Consider the following 22,413-nt stretch of genomic DNA (forward strand, 5'->3'; position numbering starts at 1 on the left):
TTTGGTCCGTTCGTCTAGGGGTTAGGACGCCAGGTTTTCATCCTGGTAACAGGGGTTCGATTCCCCTACGGACTACAGAAAAAAATAGTATAGACTTAATAAAATATTTAAAAAATGGCAAATCATAAGTCAGCTTTAAAAAGAATTAGAAGTAACGAAAAAAAGAGAGTATTAAACAGATATCAGCATAAAACTACACGTAACGCGATCAAAGCTTTACGTTTGATTGAAGATCAAAAAGATGCTGCTGATAAATTACCTGTAGTTGTTGCAATGATTGATAAATTAGCTAAGAAAAATATCATTCATGCTAACAAAGCTTCTAATTTAAAATCTAAATTGACAAAACACGTTGCTGCTTTATAAGAAGCAATAGGTTGTGTTTATAGAAGACATACACTAAGCTCTCAATTCCATGAGGGCTTTTTTTGTTTGTACTATACTTTTTCAATGAATACTAATATAATTTTAAAATCCTTATATGACACAAATTAGGAATATTGCAATTATCGCACACGTTGACCATGGTAAGACAACAATGGTTGACAAAATATTACACCACTGTCAGTTATTTCGTGAAAATGAAACTTCTGGAGAGTTGATTTTAGATAACGAGGATATCGAAAGAGAAAGAGGAATTACAATCGTTGCAAAGAACGTATCTGTAAGTTATAAAGGAACTAAAATTAATATTATCGATACTCCAGGTCACGCGGATTTTGGTGGAGAGGTAGAGCGTGTATTGAATATGGCTGATGGTGTTCTTTTAATTGTAGATGCTTTTGAAGGACCAATGCCACAGACTCGATTCGTATTACAAAAAGCAATCGACTTAGGATTAAAACCTTGTGTGGTTGTAAATAAAGTAGATAAAGAAAACTGTACGCCAGAAGAAGTACACGAAAAAGTATTCGACTTAATGTTTGAATTGGGTGCGGAAGAATGGCAAATGGATTTTCCAGCGGTTTATGGCTCTGCTAAAAACAACTGGATGTCTACGGATTGGAAACAACCAACAGATTCTTTCGAACCTTTGTTAGATATGGTTCTTGAGCATATCCCTGTAGCTGAAGTTAGAGAAGGTACACCTCAAATGTTGATTACTTCTCTTGATTACTCTACGTTTACAGGTCGTATCGCGATTGGTCGTTTACACCGTGGTGTTTTAAAAGAAGGAATGAATATTTCTTTGATTAAACGCGATGGAAAAACAGTGAAATCTAAAATTAAAGAATTACATACGTTCGAGGGATTAGGTAGAAAGAAAGTGTCAGAAGTTCACGCAGGTGATATCTGTGCGGTTGTAGGAATTGAAGGGTTCGAAATTGGGGATGTAATTGCTGATTTCGAAACACCAGAAGCTTTGCCTACGATTACTATCGACGAACCAACAATGAGTATGTTGTTCACGATTAACGATTCTCCTTTCTTCGGAAAAGAAGGTAAATATGTAACGTCTCGTCACATCAAGGATCGTTTAACGAAAGAATTGGAGAAAAACTTAGCGTTGCGTGTAAACGAAACGGATAGTGCGGATAAATTTATGGTGTTTGGTCGTGGGGTATTGCACTTATCTGTATTGATCGAGACCATGCGTCGTGAAGGATATGAGTTGCAAATCGGGCAGCCACAAGTAATCTTGAAAGAAATTGACGGAGTGAAATGTGAGCCAGTTGAGGAATTAACCATCGATATCCCAGAAAATTTATCGGGAAGAGCAGTAGAGTACGTATCGCTTAAAAAAGGGGAAATGACAAGCATGGAACCAAGAGGAGAACGTATGATTATTAAATTCTTAATTCCTTCTAGAGGAATTATCGGATTGAGAAATCAATTGTTAACTGCAACTGCAGGTGAGGCAATTATGTCGCACCGTTTCTTGGAATATCAACCGTATAAAGGAGAGATTTCGGGTCGTACAAACGGATCGCTGATCTCAATGGAAAATGGAAAAGCAATTCCTTACTCTATTGATAAGTTACAAGATCGCGGTAAGTTTTTCGTAGATCCAAATGAGGATATCTATGAAGGTCAGGTAATTGGTGAAAACTCTCGTGGAGATGATATGACCGTTAACGTGACAAAAACGAAAAAATTAACAAACGTTCGTGCGTCAGGTTCAGATGATAAAGCTAGAATTGTTCCTGCAATTAAATTCTCTCTGGAGGAGGCTTTAGAGTACATCCAAAAAGACGAGTACGTAGAGGTAACGCCTAAATCGCTTCGTTTAAGAAAGATATTCTTGAAAGAAACAGATCGCAAGAGAAATAAAATCTAAACCAATAGTGGTTTTATCTATAATCCAGAGGAGCAATCCTCTGGATTTTTTTTACCCTTTAGAAGCAAAGAATCTTGACTAACACATCTGCCTTTTAGAAGGGTAGAAAAACAGGTGTTTGATGTATGATATTGCTTCTTTTTAAATAGAGAGCCTGTTTTTATTGATGTAGTACGGTCTTATCTTGTTTTTTAGAAAAACACAAATATTAATTAACTAAATTTTAACACTATATAAACGTAAAAAAGTAATTTAATCCGTTTATTTACTATCCAATCAAGTTATGGCTTTTTGATTGGATTCTTATATAACACGGATTTATGAATATCTTTTATCTTGTTCAAGCACATACTAATCCACAGCAATTAAAGCGTTTAATAGATCGCCTATCGGCTCCGAATGTTTATTTTGTCCTTCACATTGATTTGAAAAGTGATCTTGTACCGTTCGAATTACACTGTGCAGGCCCTCGCGTTCAGTTTATAGCAAATCGAGTAAATTGTATTTGGGGTGATTTTTCTCAAGTTCAAGCGACGTTAAACCTCATTGAAACTTTAGCTATATATAGGCCTTCTGCGTCTGATCGTGTGATTCTTATTAGTGGACAAGATTATCCCCTTCAAACAACAAAGGACATTCAAGCCTTTTATGAAAACAATCAAGCTGTTGATTTTATTGAGAAGTTTATAGCTGAAGAGGTACATCCCCGTCCTTATCTTAACTTCCGTGGTTTTAAAGTAAATAAGAGCGATAAAAGAGGAGATTATGTGATTTTCAAAAAGCATAAGATTTCGGGTCTATATAAATCCATACTAAAAGGATGCTTTGCGTTTTCTTATCTAAAGTATTTGTTTGTTCAAAAAGAGTTAGACTCCTCTATTGTCTTTTACAAAGGGTCCTCTTGGTGGGCTTTGCGCTATGGTACATTGGAGCTTATGACGGCGTTTTATAAAGCGAATCAGGAAGAGTGGTTTAATTTTTTTAAAACTACCTTCTGTGCGGATGAATATTTTTTTCAAACCCTACTGGTGGAGGTCATGAAAAGTCAACCGAATATTCAAGTGAAGAATATGCTAACTTTTATCGACTGGGATAGAAAAGGAGTGCCTTTACCTGTTACTTTTTCTCTTGCTGATAAGCAGCTGTTAAAGCAAGCAGCGGATCAGGGATATCTTTATGCCCGTAAGTTTAACGCTCAACAAGAGGAGGAAATCTTATCTTGGTTGGATCTCGAAAATCTGAAAAAAGATAGAAAGTACTAAGGGGAAGACTTGTGGAATAAGTGGAGAGAAGACGAGAGATTCATGTTTTTACCTTATCTTTACGCGGTAATTCTAATTTTGTACTAGAGAGAATTACGATCAATTAATTAGTTTACTATGATACAGGAGGACCAACACAATGGCGCGTTGACAGAAGGGAAAGCATTGCCTTTGATGGAGCAGTTTTACACCATTCAAGGAGAGGGATACTATTCGGGGCACGCTGCTTATTTTATCCGTTTAGGAGGTTGTGATGTAGGATGTCATTGGTGCGATGTGAAAGAGAGTTGGAATGCAGAATTACATCCGTTAACGGCTGTTGAATCTATTGTTGCTGATGCGTCAGCGGTGGCTAATCTAGCCGTTATTACTGGGGGAGAACCCCTAATGTATAACTTAGATTACCTAACAAAGAAATTAAAAGAGGCAGGGTTGAAAACCAATATTGAAACATCAGGAGCCTATGAAATGTCTGGTGATTTTGATTGGGTTTGTCTTTCGCCTAAAAAGGCTAAATTGCCAACTGATAGTGCTTACAAGGCAGCTAATGAGTTGAAAGTTGTGATTTACAACAAACACGATTTTATCTTTGCAGAGGAACAAGCGGCTAAAGTAAATGGAGACGCATTGCTATTATTGCAGACAGAATGGAGTAAGCGCGCGGTTATGATGCCTTTAATTGTCGAGTATGTCAAGCAAAATCCAAAGTGGAAAATATCGTTGCAAACACATAAATACTTGGATATTCCTTAACATAGTTTTATCTTTACTTCATCAAAAATACTACAATTATGAAAAAAATAGTGATCGTAGCTGCATTCATGTTAGCAGGACATTTCGGTTTTGCCCAAGACACTGCTTTCAAAGCAGACGCTGAAAAATACATGGAAGTAAGTGGACAAATGAAAGCTTTTGACTATATGACAGAAGAAATCAGTCAGAATATTCCAGAAGGAAAAAGAGCTGAGTTTCAAAAAGAATTTAACGTAAGCTTGAATGATTTTAAAGCTAGAATGGCTGAAATCTACATGGAAGAATTTACACATAATGAAATCAAAGAATTGATTCAATTATACGAAACTCCAGTTGGAAAGAAATTGTACGAAAAAAATAAAGTTTTGTATGATAAAGGACAACAAGTTGGAATGGAATGGGGAACTAGTGTTCAAGGAATCATGATGAAATACATGGAAATGTAAGATAAAAAAAAGGAAGCTTTAGCTTCCTTTTTTTGTTAGTCTTGCGAGGTATTCATAATTTTCTCCTTCATACAGTAGTTCACAGCCTAAACCACAGCCATGCGCTGCATTTTGAAGGGTGTTGTAATCTAAGTATAGCCAATTAAAGGCCTCTTCTGTCTCACCTTTGTATTCCACGCTAAAAACTAATTCTCCATAGTAGTCTTTGTTGTCCATGGGAATCCATTTTCCACCGTCTTCATCCTCATCAAACATATAGATTAAGTCAGAGCTATCAAGTAAGATTTGTCCTCCAGGTGTCAATAGTGTTTTTAGCTGTTCTAAATACGCAGTAATGTGAATTAATCGTCCAAAAATCCCTGTACCATTCATTAATAAAAGCAGGGTGTCGTATTGTTCGTCTTTTACATCGAGCACATTAGTTACTCTTGCGTTATGAATCCCTCTTAACTGACAAGCTTCAATGGCTTTTGGAGAGATATCAATAGCGGTAACGTCGAATCCTTTTTCTTGTAAATAAAGCGCATGAGATCCTGCGCCACAACCGATGTCTAAAACTTTTCCATTGCTCTTTTTTAATGCTATTTGCTCGAGTTTAGGCATGTCTTTATAGGCGCGAAACCAATAAGAGACCTCCATTTCTTCTGCTTCAGAAATATCGGTTTCTGTCAATAAAACTGCTGGTTTCTGCGTAATTTGATAATCTAGTATGGCTTGTCCGATTAGGTCTTTCATTTTTTGTTGAATTTTTGATCTATAAAAAAGCGAGTTGTCGTAATTTTGTCATTCAATAAAGTACGAATGGACAAAATACTGCAAGAACTTCCAAAGTTCGCCAAAGATAAGCATAATGAGAATAAAAAATATTTTGCAAAACTACAAAAGAAGCCCCCAAAAGATTTAGATTATCAAATGCAAGAAATTCACCAAGCTGTTTTTAAAAAAACGGATTGTTTGTCTTGTGCGAATTGTTGTAAAACAACAGGACCTTTATTTACAAGTGCTGATATAGAACGAATCAGCAAGCACTTGCGATTAAAACCCCAACAATTTATCGATCAGTATTTGAAAATAGATGAAGACAATGACTATGTACTTCAACACGTGCCTTGTACTTTTTTGGATGCAGAAAACTATTGTATGATTTACGATGTTCGTCCGAAAGCCTGTCGAGAATATCCCCACACGGACCGAAAAAAATTTCAGCAAATTGCCAATTTAACCCTAGAAAATGTAGCAATCTGTCCGGCAGCATATGAAGTAGTAGAGCAGATGAAGAAGAAAATAGTGTTGAAATAAAGAAGAATTAAATAAAGAAATAATCCTCTTCTTGGTCTTCAAAAAGCGCTACAGATTCTGGTAATAATTCTCCTGTATGATCCAAAAAGTAATCGATAATATCCAGTACAACTTCTTTTATTTTTTCGAAGATGTGTAGAGCATCATCTAGGTAATCTTTGATCAATTGAAAGAAATCCAGTATGCCGTCGATTAGTTTGACAATATATTCTCCTACATTCATAATATTTATTTGTTTTTGTTTCTCTCAAATGTAGGTAAAAAAATAGAATCTATGCTGTGTTAAATCGCAATTTAACTCAACCAGTCTTTTAAATTAGCGATATGCGCTTTGCTGACAAAAATAGGCTGTTGGTCTTCACTTTGTACCTTCAATAAAAGTTCTATCTTTTGGCTATTATGGCGGATAACCTCTTTAATGGCTTGAATATTAATGATGAAGCTGCGATTTATTTTGAAAAAAAATTTAGGATCAAGCTTGTCAATAACGTCTTTGATCGTATCGTCATAAATGAAGCGTTCTTCTTGAAAGGTGTGTAAAAATAGGTGCTTGCCTGAAGCAAACAAATAAGCGATTTCTTTGGCTTCAATTGATTTTAGACGATGACCATCGTGAATCAAAAAGCGATCTTTCAACGGGGGAGTGGCTACTTCGGATTCCTGTTCTTGTTTGGGAATTGTATCTTCCTGCAGGTGTTTGGTTATGGCTACATATTTATGTAGAACTTCGTCTAACGCTATTTTATCAAAGGGTTTTAAAATATAGCCCATAGCAAATTGCTTAAAAGCTTCGATAGCGTAATTCTCATAAGCTGTAATAAAAACAACTGGACTTTTTACGGCGATCTTGTCGAAAATTTCTAAACTTTTGCCATCGCCTAAATGAATATCCATAAAAATGAGATCAACGCTGTGTTGAAAGAAGAACGTCGTCGCTTCTTTAATAGAAGATAGCATAACAATATCGCTAACCGAAATGGGTAGGATATCTTGTGTGATCAATAGTTTCTTTAGATAATTAGCTGCGAGAGCTTCATCTTCAACAATTGCTATACGCACTTTTTTTTGTAAAAGTACTAAAAAGTTACATGTTCTAAAAATGAGATCTTTTACCGCATAAAAAAAAGCTACCATTTCTGGTAGCTTTTGCAGTGTCACCGCTTATAAATTTGGGTTGTTTTCTCTTGCTTTTCTTGGGAACGGCAAGGTATAACGCGGATCATTTTGTTGTAGTGTAAATTCTTCATTACCTAATCGGTGAACGATTTTCTTTTGATCTAACCTTCTCAAGTCAAACCAACGTTGACCTTCAAAAGCAAATTCTCTGAATCGCTCCTCTAGTAGGAATTTTTTGTATGCTGCTTGGTCGAACGATTTTAGTTGTTCTACTACCGCAGGAATAGCTTCAGCTGTGTAACGATTTTCGATGATCGGCTGTAGGATAGCTGTTGCTTGATCTAATTGGTTCAAGAAAATATAAGCTTCTGCCTTGATGAAGTACAATTCAGCAGTACGGAATGAGATTTTAGTATCTCCATTGCCTGTTTTAACCAAAACTAGATTTCCATTTACATCATCAAAGGAAGCAGTATAGCGAAGATCGTTTGTTTGATCATAACTTGCTTTTAATTCTTCAGAAGCAAAAACAAAAGATTTATAAGCTGTTTTAAATACATCTTCTAAATTCATAATGGATTCTACCGATTTGAAATGTGCAACGGATTCTTTCGCATCTACATTTAAGTTCTGTAATGTACTTTTGATTGCCAATGCACTTTCTGCACTTGCAATTGCAGCTTCATATTTTTTCTGATACAGATTTACACGCGCTTCCAAGGCATAAAGAGCTAATTTAGAAAAACGGTAGTTGGTACCAGCGTCATAGGTAGCTACTTTTAGTTTTGCTTTCGCGGCGTCAATATCCAAATGAATTTGGTTGTATACTTCGGCTACGGTTGATTTTGGTCTTTTGTCATCTAAGTCTACTTCATTTATGATTACGATACCCGGTTCTGTAGCAGCTGTAGCAGGATCATACGGTTTAGCAAAGAAGTTGACTAAATCGAAGTAAGCTAAAGCACGTAGTGCATGTGCTTCTCCTAGAAGTTGTTCTTTTACGTCTCCGGTTTGCATGGTACCCGTTCCATCGTTTATGGTTTGATTGGCATAGAAAATAACTTTGTATAAGTCTTGGTATCCATACTCTCTTGTTCCATCACTCGGACTTTGGTCGTTGTATACAAATACATCGCGAATTTCTGCGAAGTCACTGTTGTCCATGACAGGAATTTGAACTTCGTCTGTTCGTATAGTCGTTAGAGCCTTGTGACGAGGGTACGCAAAGTAAGCCGAGGTCATCAATTTTCTATAATCATCCGTTGTTTTGGGAATAATCTTTCCTTCTGGTTCAATATCTAAGAATTTATCACAACTAACAGTAGATAAACTCAAGCTCAGACATCCGATAAATAAAAAAAGTTTTTTCATAATGTGCAAAGAGTTAGAAAGTTATGTTTAATCCTAGTGAGAATGATCGCTGGATTGGTTGTGAGTAAATGTTTCCGTACGTTTCCGGATCAAAGTATCCTTTGTAATCGGTTCCGAATACAAAAAGGTTTCTACCTTCTACGGTAAATCGAACATTATCTAAACGCATTTTGTCTAAAATAGCTCTTGGTAAGGTATACCCTAAACGCAGGCTGCTAATACGTAAATAACTTGTTTCTTTTGTCCAAATATCAAGATAGTTGTAATAGTTAATTGGAGCTCCACCATAGTCAAACCACTTCGTTAACATCCAATTATCTGTTCCATCATAGGCATCATTTCCTGTTAATCCAGGTAAAGTTCCTCCCGTATTGATTGGTGTCCACATATCTAATACTTCTCTAGTGTAGTTTCTTCCTGGATCAACTAAAGCTGAATTGTAAGCAGGTGTACGCGTTACCATTTGTTTTAGATTAAATGCCGCTGAGATAGTGAAATCAAAATTATTGATTTTGAATGTATTGATAATACCTCCTGTGAATTTCGGATCTCTGTCTCCTGCATAGGTAAATAAATCTCTTGATTGCTCCGGTGTCAATTTAGAGTCAACCATATAACCAGGCATGATATCTTCCCATGAATCGTATAATTGGAAAAATTCTTTGGCAGAAACTTTTTCTCCACCTTGCCAGAATAAAATATTTCCTTTCTCATCTAAACCTGCTGTTTTCAAGACAAAAGCAGAATTTACAGCATAACCTTCTCTTGAAGGTAAATATTCACCATCGTTTACTTGGATACGATCAACTCTACTCTTGTTGTGTGCAAAGTTGAACGTTGTTGTCCAAGAGAAGTTGGGACGTACGATATTTCTCGTTGTTAAGGATATCTCGTATCCTTTGTTACTTACTTGTGCCCAGTTCATGTTGGTAAACTCAAACCCAGTCTCAAAAGGCAAGGCACGTAAACCAATTAAATCTGTACTCTTTCTGTTGTATGCATCAAATTCAATAGCCACTCTATTGTTGAACATTCCCAAATCAAAACCAACATTTGTATTCGTTGTTTTTTCCCATCTTAAGGTACCATTAGGTAAGTTAGTTACTTGAATGGTACTTTCTGGATAGCCAGGTAAGATCGAAGAAGTATTGTACTCTCCAATGACGAAAGGAGAGGTGGTGCGATCCACATTTCCTTGTAAACCATAAGAAGCTCGTAGACGTAAATTGTTGATGAAATCAACGTTCTCCATGAAGTTCTCATTCGATACTAACCAGGAACCAGAAATAGCCCATAAAGGTAAATATCTGTATTTTGGATCTACACCAAATAAGTTAGAACCATCGTAGCGCACACTTCCAAAAACGGTATATTTTCTGTCGTACGTATAAGAAGCTGTTGCAAAGAAAGAAGCATAAGCATCTTCTCCTTTTGTTCTTCTATAGGTCTCGTATTTTTTTTGTGCAGCCTCAGAGTTTCCTTGCGGGAACAAGATTGGTTTGGTCGTTAAGGTCAAAGGATCATATCCAAAACCTTTAGATTTTATTTGCTTTCTTTCTTCTTTTCTAATTTCCATACCCGCCATCACATCTATTTCATGCATATCATGGATAATAGTATTGTACATCGCTTGGGTTTTCCAGTTGTATTGGAAGTATTTATCTGAGAAGTTTTCAATAATTCCTCCATCAGGCAAGAAGTATTTGAATTCTTTGGAAGAACTGTCATAATATCTCGTACCTTCTCTGAATTTACGAGTATTATAGGTTTCTTGACCTAAGTATTTCTCCGTATCATTGTTGTCAATTTGTAAGCCCAATTGAGAAGTGAACTTCAAGTCATCTAAGATTTGATAGTTAATATCAAAAATAGCCTTCAACGATTGGTTTTTCAATTCGTAGCTTGTATTTTGTCTTTCTTCTAAGAAGTTGAAAGGAATATAAGCATCTCCAAAACCATTGATATCTGGATCATATTGAAAACTTCCATCCTCATTGTATGGTTTTAAATAAGGATTGGCATTTCTGGAGTAGTTTGCCGGATTAACACTTGCATCAGCATCTGCGATGAAGTTAGTTTTATTCGACTGTGTTCCAAATAAAGCTACACCAGCTGTTAGTTTGTCAGTCAAAGTAAAGTTGTTTTTCAACGTAATGTTGTAACGCTCAAAACCAGTGCCAATTGTTGATCCTTCTTCATCGTAGTACCCTAAGGAGAAGTAGTAATCTGAAAGATCACCACCACCTGATAAACTCAAACCATATTGTTTGTTGAATGTAGGGCGGTATAATTCTTTTCCCCAATCGGTATCTACTAATCTCAAGCGATTAATAGCGTTTTGACTTTCTTGAGATAACGCACTAAATCCACCATCTCTATAGGTGTCTAATTCGTTGTTTCTGTTTAAAATTCGCGCTACTTCCCCTTGACGTGAGCGAGCATTATTGATATCAGATCTACCAGCTAGCATCAATTCTAAATCCACTTTTTCAGATGAATTCATCAAGTTTAATTTGGAAAATTGTGGGCGTTCATTCACGAAAGTATTCGCTGTAAAGTTTACTTTCATTGCACCTTTCTTTCCTTTTTTCGTTGTAATAACAATTACTCCATTTGCAGCTCTTGCTCCGTAAATTGCTGTTGCAGAAGCATCTTTTAAGATGGTGATATCCAAGATGTCATCTGGATTTAAACCAGCAATAGAAAAGTTTTGCAATTGATCGATATTGTCCTTATCGTTAAAGTTAGGTACGTTATTTCCTTCCAATGGCATTCCGTCAATAACCCATAATGGATCTTGAGGACCATTTAACGAAGCTGTACCACGAATACGGATTTTAGCAGGTCCACCTGGAGCACCTGTTGGTGTTGTCACAGCAATCCCAGCAATTTGTCCGGCTAACATTTGATCCACACTCGCAACTCCTCCTTGCTCAATATCAGCCATTCCAATTTGGGCTACAGAAGAAGTTAGTTTGCGTTTTTCAATCGTTTGATACCCCGTAATTACAACTTCGTTTAGGATGTTTTCATCCGTACCTAAGGCAACGTTATAATGTGTTTTTGTAGTAAGATTGATTAGTTTCGAAGCATAACCAATAAAGCTTACGCGAATGGCTTTTGTTTCTTTTGGAACATCAAGTGTAAAGTTTCCATCAAAGTCTGTCATCGTTCCAATGCTTGTACTCTCGATGATTCCCTTTTGGCCTGTTTCCGTTGATACACTTTGAGTTTCAACAATAATAGATGCTCCGGGTAAGCCCGACTTGTCGCTTGCATCTTGAACAAAACCTGTAATCGTTCTTTTCTCTTGTGCTAGTACAAGAGTTAGGGTAAAGAACGAAAATAAAAGAAATAGTTTTTTCATTTTCTTAAATGGGTAAGGTTGTTAGTTTTATATACCTAGTGCTTGGTTAATTCTATTGGCTAAATCTGCATAGTGTGCTTGTGTCGCTGCATCACCTGATTTTGCTTTTTTACGCACAAGTTTTTGAATAGCGAATAATTCACCCTTCTTGTAACTTGTTACCTCTGAAACGCGTTTCATTACTGTATAGTTGATGTTTCTCGCTTGATTGTCAGTTAAAGAAACTCTACATAAGGTAGGCATTTGCAAAGATTGATCTAGGATTAACCCTTTTTTGTTTGTTTTTTCAAATAGTTTATTCACATCAATAATTAACGCATCTACGTAATTTTTCTGTGTCATTCGCTCTAAAATTGACAGTGATTTCCCTTTTTTAGTAGGAGCAAAGATCTCACTTCTCAATTGATTGAATAGGTCTTGGATCGTATACACTTTTTCTCCATTTGTTTGGGCTTGCAGTGCTTCGCTCTCTAATAAACGAAGTAAACGCTCATCCGTTAACACGTGATAGATCGCTGTATACTGTAATTCTCTTGCTAGAGAGTATGGCGAATATTCATATGGACCAACCGGAGAATCCTTTAAGCTGTACGTTTTTTCATTGATGTCGTTGAAAAATAACCAGTTTGGAATCGCGAGCACATTTTTGCTCAAATATTCAACGGCTCTTTTCTGTGTTTCGTAAGGCACGGGTTGATATGCTTTTTTGTTGTTTCCATATACAGCATGATCTAAATAAACACCACCAATATTTGATAAAACATGTTGATTATACATTTGCCATTGTCCAATAGCGCCCATGTATAACTTTCCAGCTTCGTAATAATCTTCTCCTTGGTCGTAGGTCCATGAAATAATATTATCTACTACTATTTTTAAATTTTTTAATCCGTATTCACTCGCTTTCATCGCGTCGTTTCCTAGGTCTTCAGATTGTGATCTCGGATCAACGATGTTTAAGTAGCTTTGTTGTTCTCCGTAAAAATACATCGGATCATCTTGGTGATCTTCAATCATTTTACGCAGTGCTTTTTTCTCTTGCTCTTGTGTTGGGTACCAACGGTATCCCCATTCAATCGCGTATTTGTCGTATACCCCAATTTGAGGTGTAATAGCTGTTACCTTATCTTCTGGTTGAGCTACATAATTGTAACGCGCGTAATCCATAATAGAAGGAGCTGTCCCCCCCATTTGATCCGTGAAGGTTTTAGAACGCAAAGAATCCACTGGGAAAGCAAAAGAAGCTCCCATATTGTGTTTCAAACCAAAAGTATGTCCTACTTCGTGTGAAGACACAAATCGAATGGCATCTCCCATGTGGTCATCACTGAATTTATTCGCTCTTGCTCTTTCGTCAATTGGGCCTGTTTGTATGCGCATCCAGCTGTGGACAGATGTCATTACATTGTGCCACCAAATAATATCCGATTCAATAATTTCCCCGCTTCTAGGGTCAATGACAGAAGGACCCATCGCATTTGATTTAGGCGATGCTGCATAGGTAATTACCGAATAACGCACATCGTCGATATCAAAATCTTTATCGGCTGCTGTAGGTTCTTTTGCTACAATTGCATTTTTGAACCCCGCTTGTTCGAAAGCTACCTGCCAATCGTGTACCCCTGCAATGATTTTCTCTCTCCACTGTGGAGGTGTTGCCGGATCAATGTAATACACAATAGGTTTTTTCGGCTCAACTAATTCGCCGCGTAAGTACTTTTCTATATCCTCTTCTTTAGGTTCCATTCTCCACTTCGTGATGAATTCTTGCTCCTCCATTTTGTGTTGTGCATCACTGAAATGCCAATGCTTCTCTGTAAAAAAACCAACGCGTTTATCTGCAACTCTCGGCTGCATCGGTTCTTTAGACAAAAGTACAATATTCGTTGTAACTCCCATAGAAACAGATACATCTCCAGACCCTTCATTCACACTTGTTGTCATCATTGATTTAACGACAATGTTCTCCGGAAACGTTTTGATTCCTTCGATATACGATAAATTCGTTTTGATTGATGTAGGTAAACTCAATCCCGATAAAACATCATTGAAGCTCTTTTGATTTCCGTCAAATACTTTGTTTACCTTAATTACTGTAGCAGTAGAATCTGGATTTTGAGTTTCAATATCAAAAACTTCTAAAACAGACTCAATAAAGTTATCGGTAACAGAACGCGTAATAGCATCTTCTTTTGGTGAAGAAACACGAGGAGTCTCTGTTTTAACCCAAATCTTATTCGCCAGTGTGTCTTTGTGAAAGGTAATAAGCTTGTTTTCGTAGTTCATTCCCTTGTTGGCTCCCGCATCATTGATCTCTAAAGGAACTTGTGAAAGTTTGTTTACCAACAAAAACTGACGGTTTAATAAACTATCCGGTATTTCAAAATAAACATCCGTTTTGACTTGAATAACATTAAATAACCCTTTTGTATAGGTTCCCTTTTTTATTAAATCAGCGTAATTGTTTTCTTTCGTATCAGTAGAGTCTTTCTCCTTCTCCTTCTCTTTCTCCGTCCGCTTTTCCGTTTTCTTCTCTTTCGCATACAGCAAGCCTGTTGGCGTTTGAGTAAAACATGCTAGTAAGGCTAAAGTACTGATACTTAGTTTAACCGTGTTTCGATTCATTACAATGTTAAGTTTAAGTTAAGTAAGGGATAAAGCTAAAGGACTTCTCGTTAAACTTAAAATTTTCAGGAGTGAGTGGATTTATTTTGGGAGTGAATGGATATTTTAACAATTGATCAAAGGAAAAATACAGCTAAAAGTCTCATTTTGTGAATAGGTTTGGAAGCCTTCAATTTGGTAGTATTGATAAATAGATGCAATATAGAACAGTCCAAATCCTTCGCTTTCTTCCTTTTGTTCTTTTAGTTGAATGTTATTGATCACAGTAACACAGTCATTTGTTAGCGTTATTTGAATCAATAAGGGCGAGTCTAAGGTCGCTATATTGTGTTTCATCGCATTTTCTACCGCAATTTGTAAAGCTAAATACGGGATCTTAGTTTTTGTAGGTAGGTGTTGTTTATCCAAAATCTCAACGTGGAGTTCTTTTGGAAAACGGATACGCTGTAATTCGATATACTGTTCAATAAAGTTGAGTTCTTGGTGTAGCTCAACTAAATTGCTACTCGGAGAATGAATCAAATACCGATAGGTATGGCTCAAATTTAAGGTAAACTTTTGTGCTAAATCACTGTCAATAGTAATAAGCATGTATAGGGAGTTTAAGGAGTTGAACAAAAAATGAGGATTAATCTGGTTCTTCAATTGTTTCAACTGCATTAAAACTTTCTCCTTTGTCATTTTCTCTTTTTCCAAAGCTAATTGCTCTTTCTCTTTATAAGCGCGTTTGCTTTCTAAATTGAAGAAGTAGAGTAAAAGTAAAATAATCGAAATAGAACTAATGAAAATCAAATAAGTATTTCGTTTCAATGGAATTACATTCTCGTCTACATTGAGCTTGGGAAAGTTAATGCTAATATAACCTTTAAAGTTGGTGGAGTTAAAACTTGTGAAAAAGCGATAGACTTCAAGCTTGAGAAATTCGGATTCAACTACCTTAGGTGTAGATTTATTCTTCGTATTGTTCATGGTATCTTGACTCGTTGTCGAAGAGACTTGAAATATATTTTGACCAATTAGATTTAACTCCGGGTGATAAATACACGTTCCATCAGCTGCAAATATATAGGCGTAGTTTGGGGTGGTAATATCAATCGTCGTCAGGTGTTTGTGAAGCTCTTTTAGACTAAAAATAAAACCAGTATAAATTAGGTTGTTGTCTTTTTTGACACTATTCCAACACACCCAATATAAGTGTTGATCGAGTGTTATAAAGGTATTGATTCTCGTTTGATGATCATCCTTTAGCAATTGTTGTACTAGTGGGTGATGAAGGGGAAGAACCGACTGATCCGTTAAGTTGTGGGCTGTAATTCGTTTGGAAGAGTCAACAGCAAGATACCAGTTGTAGCTGGAAATACGGTTATAAGGTTGTACTTCGTTCAGGACGTTATACGTTTTAGGAAGTTGATCCAAAGGATTCTGTCGAACTACATCCGTTAACATAGTTAACTGATTGTCAATTTTTTTAAACTCCTCTTCTAAGGCATTTTTACGGTGATTAAAACTCTTTTTGATGATGTCTTGGTAGGTCTCCTCATAGCTACTGTTAATCGATATACTCAAGAATAGAATTGCAATGGAAGTGATACTTACAATTGCAATGGCTATAATCAAAAGCGTTCTACGAGAAAACAAAAGCTGTTTCATAGGATAGGAGAGTCGAGATATTAATTAGCGTAAAGAAGGTAAGGCGCTCGAGTCGTTTTAAAAGTCGCTAAACCATTTTGCCATGATTGACGAATTTCATCTTCTGTTTTACCAGCGATAATTTGTTGCTTTAATTGATCTGTTCCTGCTAATTTAAGAAAGAAATTAGTGAAAAACTTGTCCTTGTTTTTTGTTTGATGATAGGCTTTTAATAACCATTTGAGTTCTAATCTTGTTACAGGTAACTCTTTAGAGAGGTCCTCTCCATAGCATAGTTTCCCCTTGTTCATTGGATCTTTTGAACCAACGTTAGGTTGGGGGGTAAAGTGATAAGGCATTTGGTCTAAATAAGGAGAACCGTAAATTTGAAATTGTAAATCCGTTCCTCTACCTGAGCTGACATTTGTTCCTTCAAAGAAACACAAGCTCGCATATAAATTGATCGCTTGATCATTGGGTAAATTAGGAGAAGGAGAAACAGGAAGTGAATAGCGCATCTGTCTGTTGTAGTTTAGGTTAGGAATTACGGTTAAATCTGCCTGAATTCCACCATTTAACCATTTTTCCCCATTAATCATCAAGGCATATTCCCCAATGGTCATACCATGTAGTGTAGGAATTGGATGCATACCAACAAAACTCTTGTTTTTCATTTCTAAGATAGGACCATCCACAATAGAAATATTCGGATTGGGACGATCTAATACAAGAATGGGGATGTTTTGTTCTGCACAAGCTTCCATAACATAGTGTAAAGATGAAATATAGGTGTAAAATCGAGCACCGACATCTTGTAAGTCAAATAGCATAATGTCAATACCAGCTAGTTGTTCTTTGGATGGTTTTTTACTGTTGCCATACAAAGAAAGAATGGGGAGTCCTGTTTGCGTATCGCGACCATCTTTTACAAGTTCACCAGCATCAGCTGTCCCCCTAAAACCATGCTCAGGAGCGTATATTTTCGTTAGATTGACTCCCTTGCGAAGTAAAAAATCAACAGTAGATATATATACATTGACATCGAGTGCTTCCCGAACTACTCCCGTCTGATTCGTTAGAATTCCTACCTTTTTGTTTTGTAAAAGAGAAAGATAAGCTGCTGTGTTCTCTGCACCTACAAGTATAGTTGAACTCGAAGAAGGAAACTCGCTTTCTACCTTTGAAAAAGAATAAGAATTTACACTATAAATCAATAGTGTTACTAAGAATAATAATGTATTTTTGACTGTTGAATTTGATATCATAACAAAGTTGAAATTAGAATTTTTTATAGCTAAACGCTTAGTAACTACAAAGAACCATAAAAGTAGTATTTCTGCTCCAATTATTAAAATCGCTATCACAGCAATTGCGCTAGGGATTATAATGATGTTGGTGTCTGTTGCTACAGGTTTGGGTTTGAAACACAAAATTAGAGATAAAATTTCAGCTTTCAGTGGCCATATCGTAATTACTAAATACGATTCCAATATAACAGATATTACACTTAAACCCATCGAAATAGATCAAAACTTTTATCCAAATTTACAGGAGGTTGATGGAGTGAAAAGTATTCAGCCTTTTGCTACTAAAGCGGGAATTATACGAACTGAAAATGCTTTTGAGGGGATTGTCTATAAAGGGGTAACGCCCGATTACCAATTCAAGGAGATCGCTGAGTACATCGAACAAGGAAGATTGCCTGTCTTTGGGGAAGGAATGAGTAACGAAATTCTCATGTCTACGTATATAGCCAATCGGTTAGGACTTCAATTAGGCGATAAAGTCAATACCTATTTCATGAAAGATTGGGGAAATAAAGTGCCGAATATTCGTCAATTTGAAGTAGTAGGTTTATACAATTCGGGCTTGCAGCAATTTGATGAGAATATTATTATTGGAGATCTTCGCCATGTACAGCGATTAAATCGTTGGGCGGAAAATGAAGTGGGAGGGTTTGAAGTACTGCTGAAGGACTTCGATAAAATTGAGGAGAAAGGAAGTGAGATTTATCTCAATTTACCTTCTACAGTCGACAGTAAAACCATTGTAGAAAAATATGAGAATGTTTTTGGATGGTTAGATATGTTTGACTTTAATATTAAAGTCATCATCATTATTATGATTGCAGTAGCCTCGATTAATATGATTGTTGCTTTGCTGGTTTTGATTCTAGAACGCACGCAAATGATAGGAATATTAAAAGCGCTAGGTGCAGCGAATTGGAGCGTGCGAAAAATATTTTTATACAATGCATTTTATTTAATCGGAAAGGGACTGTTGTACGGAAATGCAATCGGACTAGGTCTGCTTTTTATTCAAAAATATACAGGGTTAATTAAATTAGATCCAACATCTTATTATGTGAGAGAAGCTCCTGTTTTGATTCGGTTTTCAGATGTGTTTCTACTCAATGCAGGTGTGGTGATCGTTGCTATGTTAGTGTTGTTGATTCCTTCTTATTTGATTACAAAAATATCGCCCGTTAAGGCTATTCGATACGAATAAAAAAAGTCGCTTAAAAAGTTACTTTTTATTCTCCGATGTCGCGGATTTAACTTCGTTCAATTCGGCTAAGGCCTCGAGTACAATCCGTGACTTTATTTATACACACGAGCTACAAGATTTAGCGCACGGATTGCAAATCCGCGCGATCGGGCTACAAGTCCGCACGATCGGGTTAATTACTTGTTTAAAATAAAAAAGCCGTTCTTGCATAGAACGGCTTTAGCGTAAAGGGAGCTTTGTTACTTGTGTATATCAATGCGAGTTGGATAATAAGCCATAGCTATATATAGCGCATGAATTATTTTCTCAGCTGTTTAGGCGAGTAACCCGTATATTTTTTAACAAAGCTAGAGAAGTAAGTAGCATATTCAAAACCTAAGGAAAAGGCAATTTCAGATACACTTAACGTCGAGTTTTTTAATAAACGCTGGGCTTCTATTAATGTGCGTTCTTGTATAATTGTAGTAGTAGATTTACCTAATGTTTGTTTCACAACAAAATTTAAGTAATTCGTATGTACATCCAACATATCTGCAAAGTCAGTAGCTGCCTTTAACCGTACTACTTGATGCTTATTGGTAATGGGGTACTGTTTTTCTAAAAGTTCTAAAAACTGTGCACACAGTCGATTTGTAGCATTCTTTTTTTCAATTAAGGTATAACTGCCTTGTAACTTATTAGCTTGGTGTATGATAATTTCAATATAATTGCGTAAGATTTCCTGTTTTAAAGGGTAATCTTGATTGTGCTCTGCAATAATGTTTTCAAATAAGGAACGGATCATTTGATCTTGATCTTTGTCTAAAGCATAAATCGGAGTTGCTTGTAAGGTGTGTAAAGTTGATCTAATCTCATTACTTTGAAATCCTAAGAAAGTATTGGTAAACAAGCAGAAATAACCTTCAGGTGTTTCTGATGTTGGCTCAAGGGTATAGGTGGATAAAGGATTTGAAAAAAATAAAATGGGCCCCGAAAATTCGCGTATCTCTGTTCCGCAAAATAATTTACTCTTACTGTTTAAGTAAGACACTTTATAATGCGTCTTCATATTATAGGGTATGAAAAGCTCTTTGCCTTCTTTTTGGGAATAAACGGCGAATTCGTCTGTATTGGTTGTGCATATCGTTGTTAGTTCTTCTTGGTCGATTTCATCCAGCTCTATTTTTGGGGTTGATTCTGTCATTCTTTGCGCTTATTTGTTTCTTACATTTAATTTCTAAAGTCATTAAAGCGTGATCTTATTCATTCTTGTTTTATAGCTGAGGATAAAATTATGTATTATTATAACGTTATATTTGATAAAAATTTATTATTTGTTGTGTTTTTTAGATATTATTTCAACGGTGTTGCTTTTTTTATTTTATACTGTATAAAATGTGTTTAGAGTAAGTGTTGTTCGTCTTTTTTTTAAATAAAGAAGAAGATATAGGGATAAATGATCTTTTAATTTGATGATGTTGAGGTTTTTACATGAACTTTTTATTGATAAAAGGGAAGGGATACGCAAAGGGACGGTGAAATAGACCGAAGTAAATCAAGTAAAAACATACTTTACACCCTCTTTTTTATTGCCTAAAAATTCAATCGAGTCTTATTATTTTTAAAATAATAAGACTCGATTGAATTTTTTAAATTGCTTTGATATAAAAGGTATGCGCTTGTAAGTGTTTTTGAAAAGGAAGAATGGAGGTGCTTATTTCAAGAGGAGGGGTTTGGTATAAACAAGTTTTGTGGTGTTCTCTTCAAGTGGGACGGTTGCTACACACTGATATCCGCAGCGTTCAAGTAATTTCTTTGAATTGATATTGTGTTCAAAGAGCTGTGCACGAATAGTTGTATAGGGTAAGTGAGTACTTATAAACTGCGCTAACCCGTGTAATAATTCAGTGGCAAAACCTTTCTTCCAATAAAATTCATGTAAAATATAGCCGATTTCTACTGTCGTAGTAGTATCTTGGCACTGGAATAATCCCACTTCTCCGATAAAAGTTGAAGCTGTGTTTGTTCTCCATGTGATTTTGTAAAGGCCAAGTTGTTTCTTATAAGCATGTTGATTGAGGTTGTATTTATTTTCCAAATCGGCAACTGTCCAAGGTAATTTGTTGTTGGGAATCCAACGCATAGTTGTACGGTGGTTGTGCAACAAGAGTAAAGAAGGTAAATCGGTTTCTAATTGAATGCTACTGATGGTCAAACGAGAAGTCTCAAATAAAGTGAACATATTCTGAATAGGTTAGATAGGGAATAAAAATAAACAATTTGCTATACAATAAACAAAGAATAAAAAGGATGAGGGCGGGTAATTATGCAAGTAATATTTTATATTGTAGAAAATAATTTAATATAATGTTTAGATTAGCATGGTTATTGTTTGTGATGAATAGTTTTCTTGTAGAAAATGCAAATTGAATAAATAATGTAAAGATAACAAATGAAACAGAAATCAATTACGAATGTATTAACAATAGGTTTTGCGTTGTTTGCCATGTTTTTTGGCGCTGGAAATATTATTTTACCTCCTATTATAGGGCTTATTACTGGTGAAGACTGGTCTGCTGCCGTTTCAGGATTTACAATTACGGCTATTATTGCCCCGTTCTTGGGAATACTAGCAGTGCTGCTTTCCGGAGACGAATTTACTGATTTAGGGAAGAGAATCAATAGCACTTTAGGATTGGTTTTAGCGACAATGATCATTTTGAGTATTGGTCCTCTTGTGGCAATTCCCCGTACTGCAGCAACAACTTTCGAAATTGGATTATTGCCCATTTGGCCCGATTTTAATCCTATTGTTTCTTCTGTTTTATTCTTTGCTATAACACTTGCGTTGTCAATATCTCCGTCTAAAGTTGTTGATATCATTGGAAAATACCTAACCCCTCTGTTGTTACTCTTGTTGACCGTTATGATTGTCATGGGGATTCTTCATCCATTAGATGGAACTAAAGATAATGGAATAGGGGCCACTGAGTCCTTTCGCAGAGGATTTGCCGAGGGGTATCAAACCATGGATGTTTTAGCTTCTGTTATTTATGCGGGTATCATTATCGCTGGGGTTAAAGCCAAAGGATATACGAGTCAAGAGGCAAAAACAAAAGTAACGTTCTTGTCTGGAGCTGTAGCAACTTCTTGTCTATTGTTTATTTATGGTGGACTTGTGTATTTGGGAGCGACTTCTGGATACAATGTTACGGGTGAATTGAAACGCACTGAATTATTGCTTTATATTTCTAATCACGTTTTAGGCGCTCATGGTACAGTTGCCTTGTCTTTGTGTATTGCCTTGGCCTGTTTGACCACCGCTATTGCTCTAGTATGTGCGACGGGTACGTTTTTCAATCAGTTGACTAAGGGAAAAGTAAGCTATAAGGTAATTGTGATTGCAACTTGTGTCTTTTCTGCTATTTTAGCTGTCAATGGAGTGGATCAGATTATTGATTATGCAGGACCATTTTTAGGAATAATCTATCCAATTACTCTTACTCTAATTGTGTATATTGTCTTATTCGGAAAAATAGTCAAACGAAAATCGCCTTTTGTAGGGGCAATAGCAACAACAACTGTTTTTTCTCTTGTGCAATTTTACATCGGCATGACAATTGACAAGGCTTCAGAAGAAAGTTTTGTATTTCAATTGAATCAAGGAATTCAAAAGATTCCGTTGTATAATTACGACGTACCTTGGTTGTTGCCGTCTTTTGTCGTTTTTATTCTCGTATATATCGTAAGTAAAAAATAAAAAAATCCCATTCTCACGGA

Annotated in this window: 18 protein-coding genes and 1 tRNA gene; 9 read left to right on the forward strand and 10 right to left on the reverse strand. The window is 36.1% G+C overall.

The genetic code is table 11. The features are described from left to right. The first annotated feature begins 3 nt into the window (after positions 1 to 3). The 6 genes from ACPDG9_RS13085 (at position 4) to ACPDG9_RS13110 (ending at position 4,739) form a co-directional block, all read left to right on the forward strand. A tRNA-Glu gene (locus tag ACPDG9_RS13085) sits at positions 4 to 75 on the forward strand. Positions 76 to 114: 39 nt separating this feature from the next. Beyond that, positions 115 to 366, forward strand: coding sequence for a 30S ribosomal protein S20 (rpsT, locus tag ACPDG9_RS13090; protein ID WP_002987410.1), 252 nt, complete (start codon positions 115 to 117; stop codon positions 364 to 366). Between the two features lie 115 nt (positions 367 to 481). Then, positions 482 to 2,278 (forward strand): translational GTPase TypA, encoded by a 1,797-nt coding sequence (gene typA, locus ACPDG9_RS13095; protein WP_430528167.1) that lies wholly within the window; start codon positions 482 to 484, stop codon positions 2,276 to 2,278. Positions 2,279 to 2,598: 320 nt separating this feature from the next. Beyond that, positions 2,599 to 3,540 carry a beta-1,6-N-acetylglucosaminyltransferase gene (locus ACPDG9_RS13100; RefSeq protein WP_430528168.1) on the forward strand — a complete coding sequence of 314 codons (942 nt, stop codon included), beginning with the start codon at positions 2,599 to 2,601 and terminating at the stop codon, positions 3,538 to 3,540. 117 nt (positions 3,541 to 3,657) lie between these two features. Further along, a complete protein-coding gene (locus tag ACPDG9_RS13105) occupies positions 3,658 to 4,293 on the forward strand; it encodes a 7-carboxy-7-deazaguanine synthase QueE (protein ID WP_430528169.1) in 636 nt (211 codons plus the stop codon). 38 nt (positions 4,294 to 4,331) lie between these two features. Further along, entirely contained in the window at positions 4,332 to 4,739 is a 408-nt protein-coding gene (locus ACPDG9_RS13110) for a DUF2059 domain-containing protein (RefSeq protein WP_430528170.1), read from the forward strand. A gap of 18 nt (positions 4,740 to 4,757) precedes the next feature. On the opposite strand, the gene ACPDG9_RS13115 is transcribed toward ACPDG9_RS13110, so the two are convergent. Further along, positions 4,758 to 5,474 carry a class I SAM-dependent methyltransferase gene (locus ACPDG9_RS13115; protein ID WP_430528171.1) on the reverse strand — a complete coding sequence of 239 codons (717 nt, stop codon included), beginning with the start codon at positions 5,472 to 5,474 and terminating at the stop codon, positions 4,758 to 4,760. 66 nt (positions 5,475 to 5,540) lie between these two features. On the opposite strand from ACPDG9_RS13115, the gene ACPDG9_RS13120 reads away from it, so the two are divergent. Then, positions 5,541 to 6,038 (forward strand): YkgJ family cysteine cluster protein, encoded by a 498-nt coding sequence (locus ACPDG9_RS13120; protein ID WP_430528172.1) that lies wholly within the window; start codon positions 5,541 to 5,543, stop codon positions 6,036 to 6,038. A 7-nt stretch (positions 6,039 to 6,045) separates the two neighbouring features. Here ACPDG9_RS13120 and ACPDG9_RS13125 read toward each other — a convergent pair whose 3' ends face one another. The 7 genes from ACPDG9_RS13125 to ACPDG9_RS13155 form a co-directional block, all read right to left on the reverse strand. Next, positions 6,046 to 6,261, reverse strand: a complete 216-nt coding sequence (locus ACPDG9_RS13125; protein ID WP_430528173.1) for a hypothetical protein — start codon at positions 6,259 to 6,261, stop codon at positions 6,046 to 6,048. Between the two features lie 71 nt (positions 6,262 to 6,332). Continuing rightward, complete coding sequence (locus ACPDG9_RS13130; protein WP_430528174.1) at positions 6,333 to 7,097, reverse strand: LytR/AlgR family response regulator transcription factor; 765 nt, start codon at positions 7,095 to 7,097, stop codon at positions 6,333 to 6,335. Positions 7,098 to 7,199: 102 nt separating this feature from the next. Continuing rightward, a complete protein-coding gene (locus ACPDG9_RS13135; RefSeq protein ID WP_430528175.1) occupies positions 7,200 to 8,525 on the reverse strand; it encodes a RagB/SusD family nutrient uptake outer membrane protein in 1,326 nt (441 codons plus the stop codon). A 13-nt stretch (positions 8,526 to 8,538) separates the two neighbouring features. Continuing rightward, a complete protein-coding gene (locus ACPDG9_RS13140) occupies positions 8,539 to 11,892 on the reverse strand; it encodes a SusC/RagA family TonB-linked outer membrane protein (protein WP_430528176.1) in 3,354 nt (1,117 codons plus the stop codon). 27 nt (positions 11,893 to 11,919) lie between these two features. Then, complete coding sequence (locus tag ACPDG9_RS13145; RefSeq protein WP_430528177.1) at positions 11,920 to 14,517, reverse strand: zinc-dependent metalloprotease; 2,598 nt, start codon at positions 14,515 to 14,517, stop codon at positions 11,920 to 11,922. A 105-nt stretch (positions 14,518 to 14,622) separates the two neighbouring features. Further along, on the reverse strand, positions 14,623 to 16,167 hold the full coding sequence (locus ACPDG9_RS13150; protein ID WP_430528178.1) for a histidine kinase: 1,545 nt from the start codon (positions 16,165 to 16,167) through the stop codon (positions 14,623 to 14,625). A gap of 20 nt (positions 16,168 to 16,187) precedes the next feature. Continuing rightward, entirely contained in the window at positions 16,188 to 17,411 is a 1,224-nt protein-coding gene (locus ACPDG9_RS13155) for an exo-beta-N-acetylmuramidase NamZ family protein (protein ID WP_430528179.1), read from the reverse strand. Between the two features lie 7 nt (positions 17,412 to 17,418). Between ACPDG9_RS13155 and ACPDG9_RS13160 the strand changes: the two genes are divergently transcribed. After that, on the forward strand, positions 17,419 to 18,654 hold the full coding sequence (locus tag ACPDG9_RS13160; protein ID WP_430528180.1) for an ABC transporter permease: 1,236 nt from the start codon (positions 17,419 to 17,421) through the stop codon (positions 18,652 to 18,654). A 298-nt stretch (positions 18,655 to 18,952) separates the two neighbouring features. Here ACPDG9_RS13160 and ACPDG9_RS13165 read toward each other — a convergent pair whose 3' ends face one another. Together ACPDG9_RS13165 and ACPDG9_RS13170 are read right to left on the reverse strand one after the other, a co-directional pair. Further along, entirely contained in the window at positions 18,953 to 19,837 is an 885-nt protein-coding gene (locus tag ACPDG9_RS13165; RefSeq protein WP_430528181.1) for a helix-turn-helix domain-containing protein, read from the reverse strand. A 510-nt stretch (positions 19,838 to 20,347) separates the two neighbouring features. Then, entirely contained in the window at positions 20,348 to 20,875 is a 528-nt protein-coding gene (locus ACPDG9_RS13170; protein ID WP_430528182.1) for a GNAT family N-acetyltransferase, read from the reverse strand. A 210-nt stretch (positions 20,876 to 21,085) separates the two neighbouring features. Between ACPDG9_RS13170 and brnQ the strand changes: the two genes are divergently transcribed. Then, positions 21,086 to 22,393, forward strand: coding sequence for a branched-chain amino acid transport system II carrier protein (gene brnQ, locus ACPDG9_RS13175; protein WP_430528183.1), 1,308 nt, complete (start codon positions 21,086 to 21,088; stop codon positions 22,391 to 22,393). Positions 22,394 to 22,413 lie beyond the last annotated feature (20 nt).

The sequence above is a fragment of the Myroides sp. C6-3 genome (assembly GCF_050522425.1).
In the GTDB taxonomy this organism is placed as follows: domain Bacteria; phylum Bacteroidota; class Bacteroidia; order Flavobacteriales; family Flavobacteriaceae; genus Flavobacterium.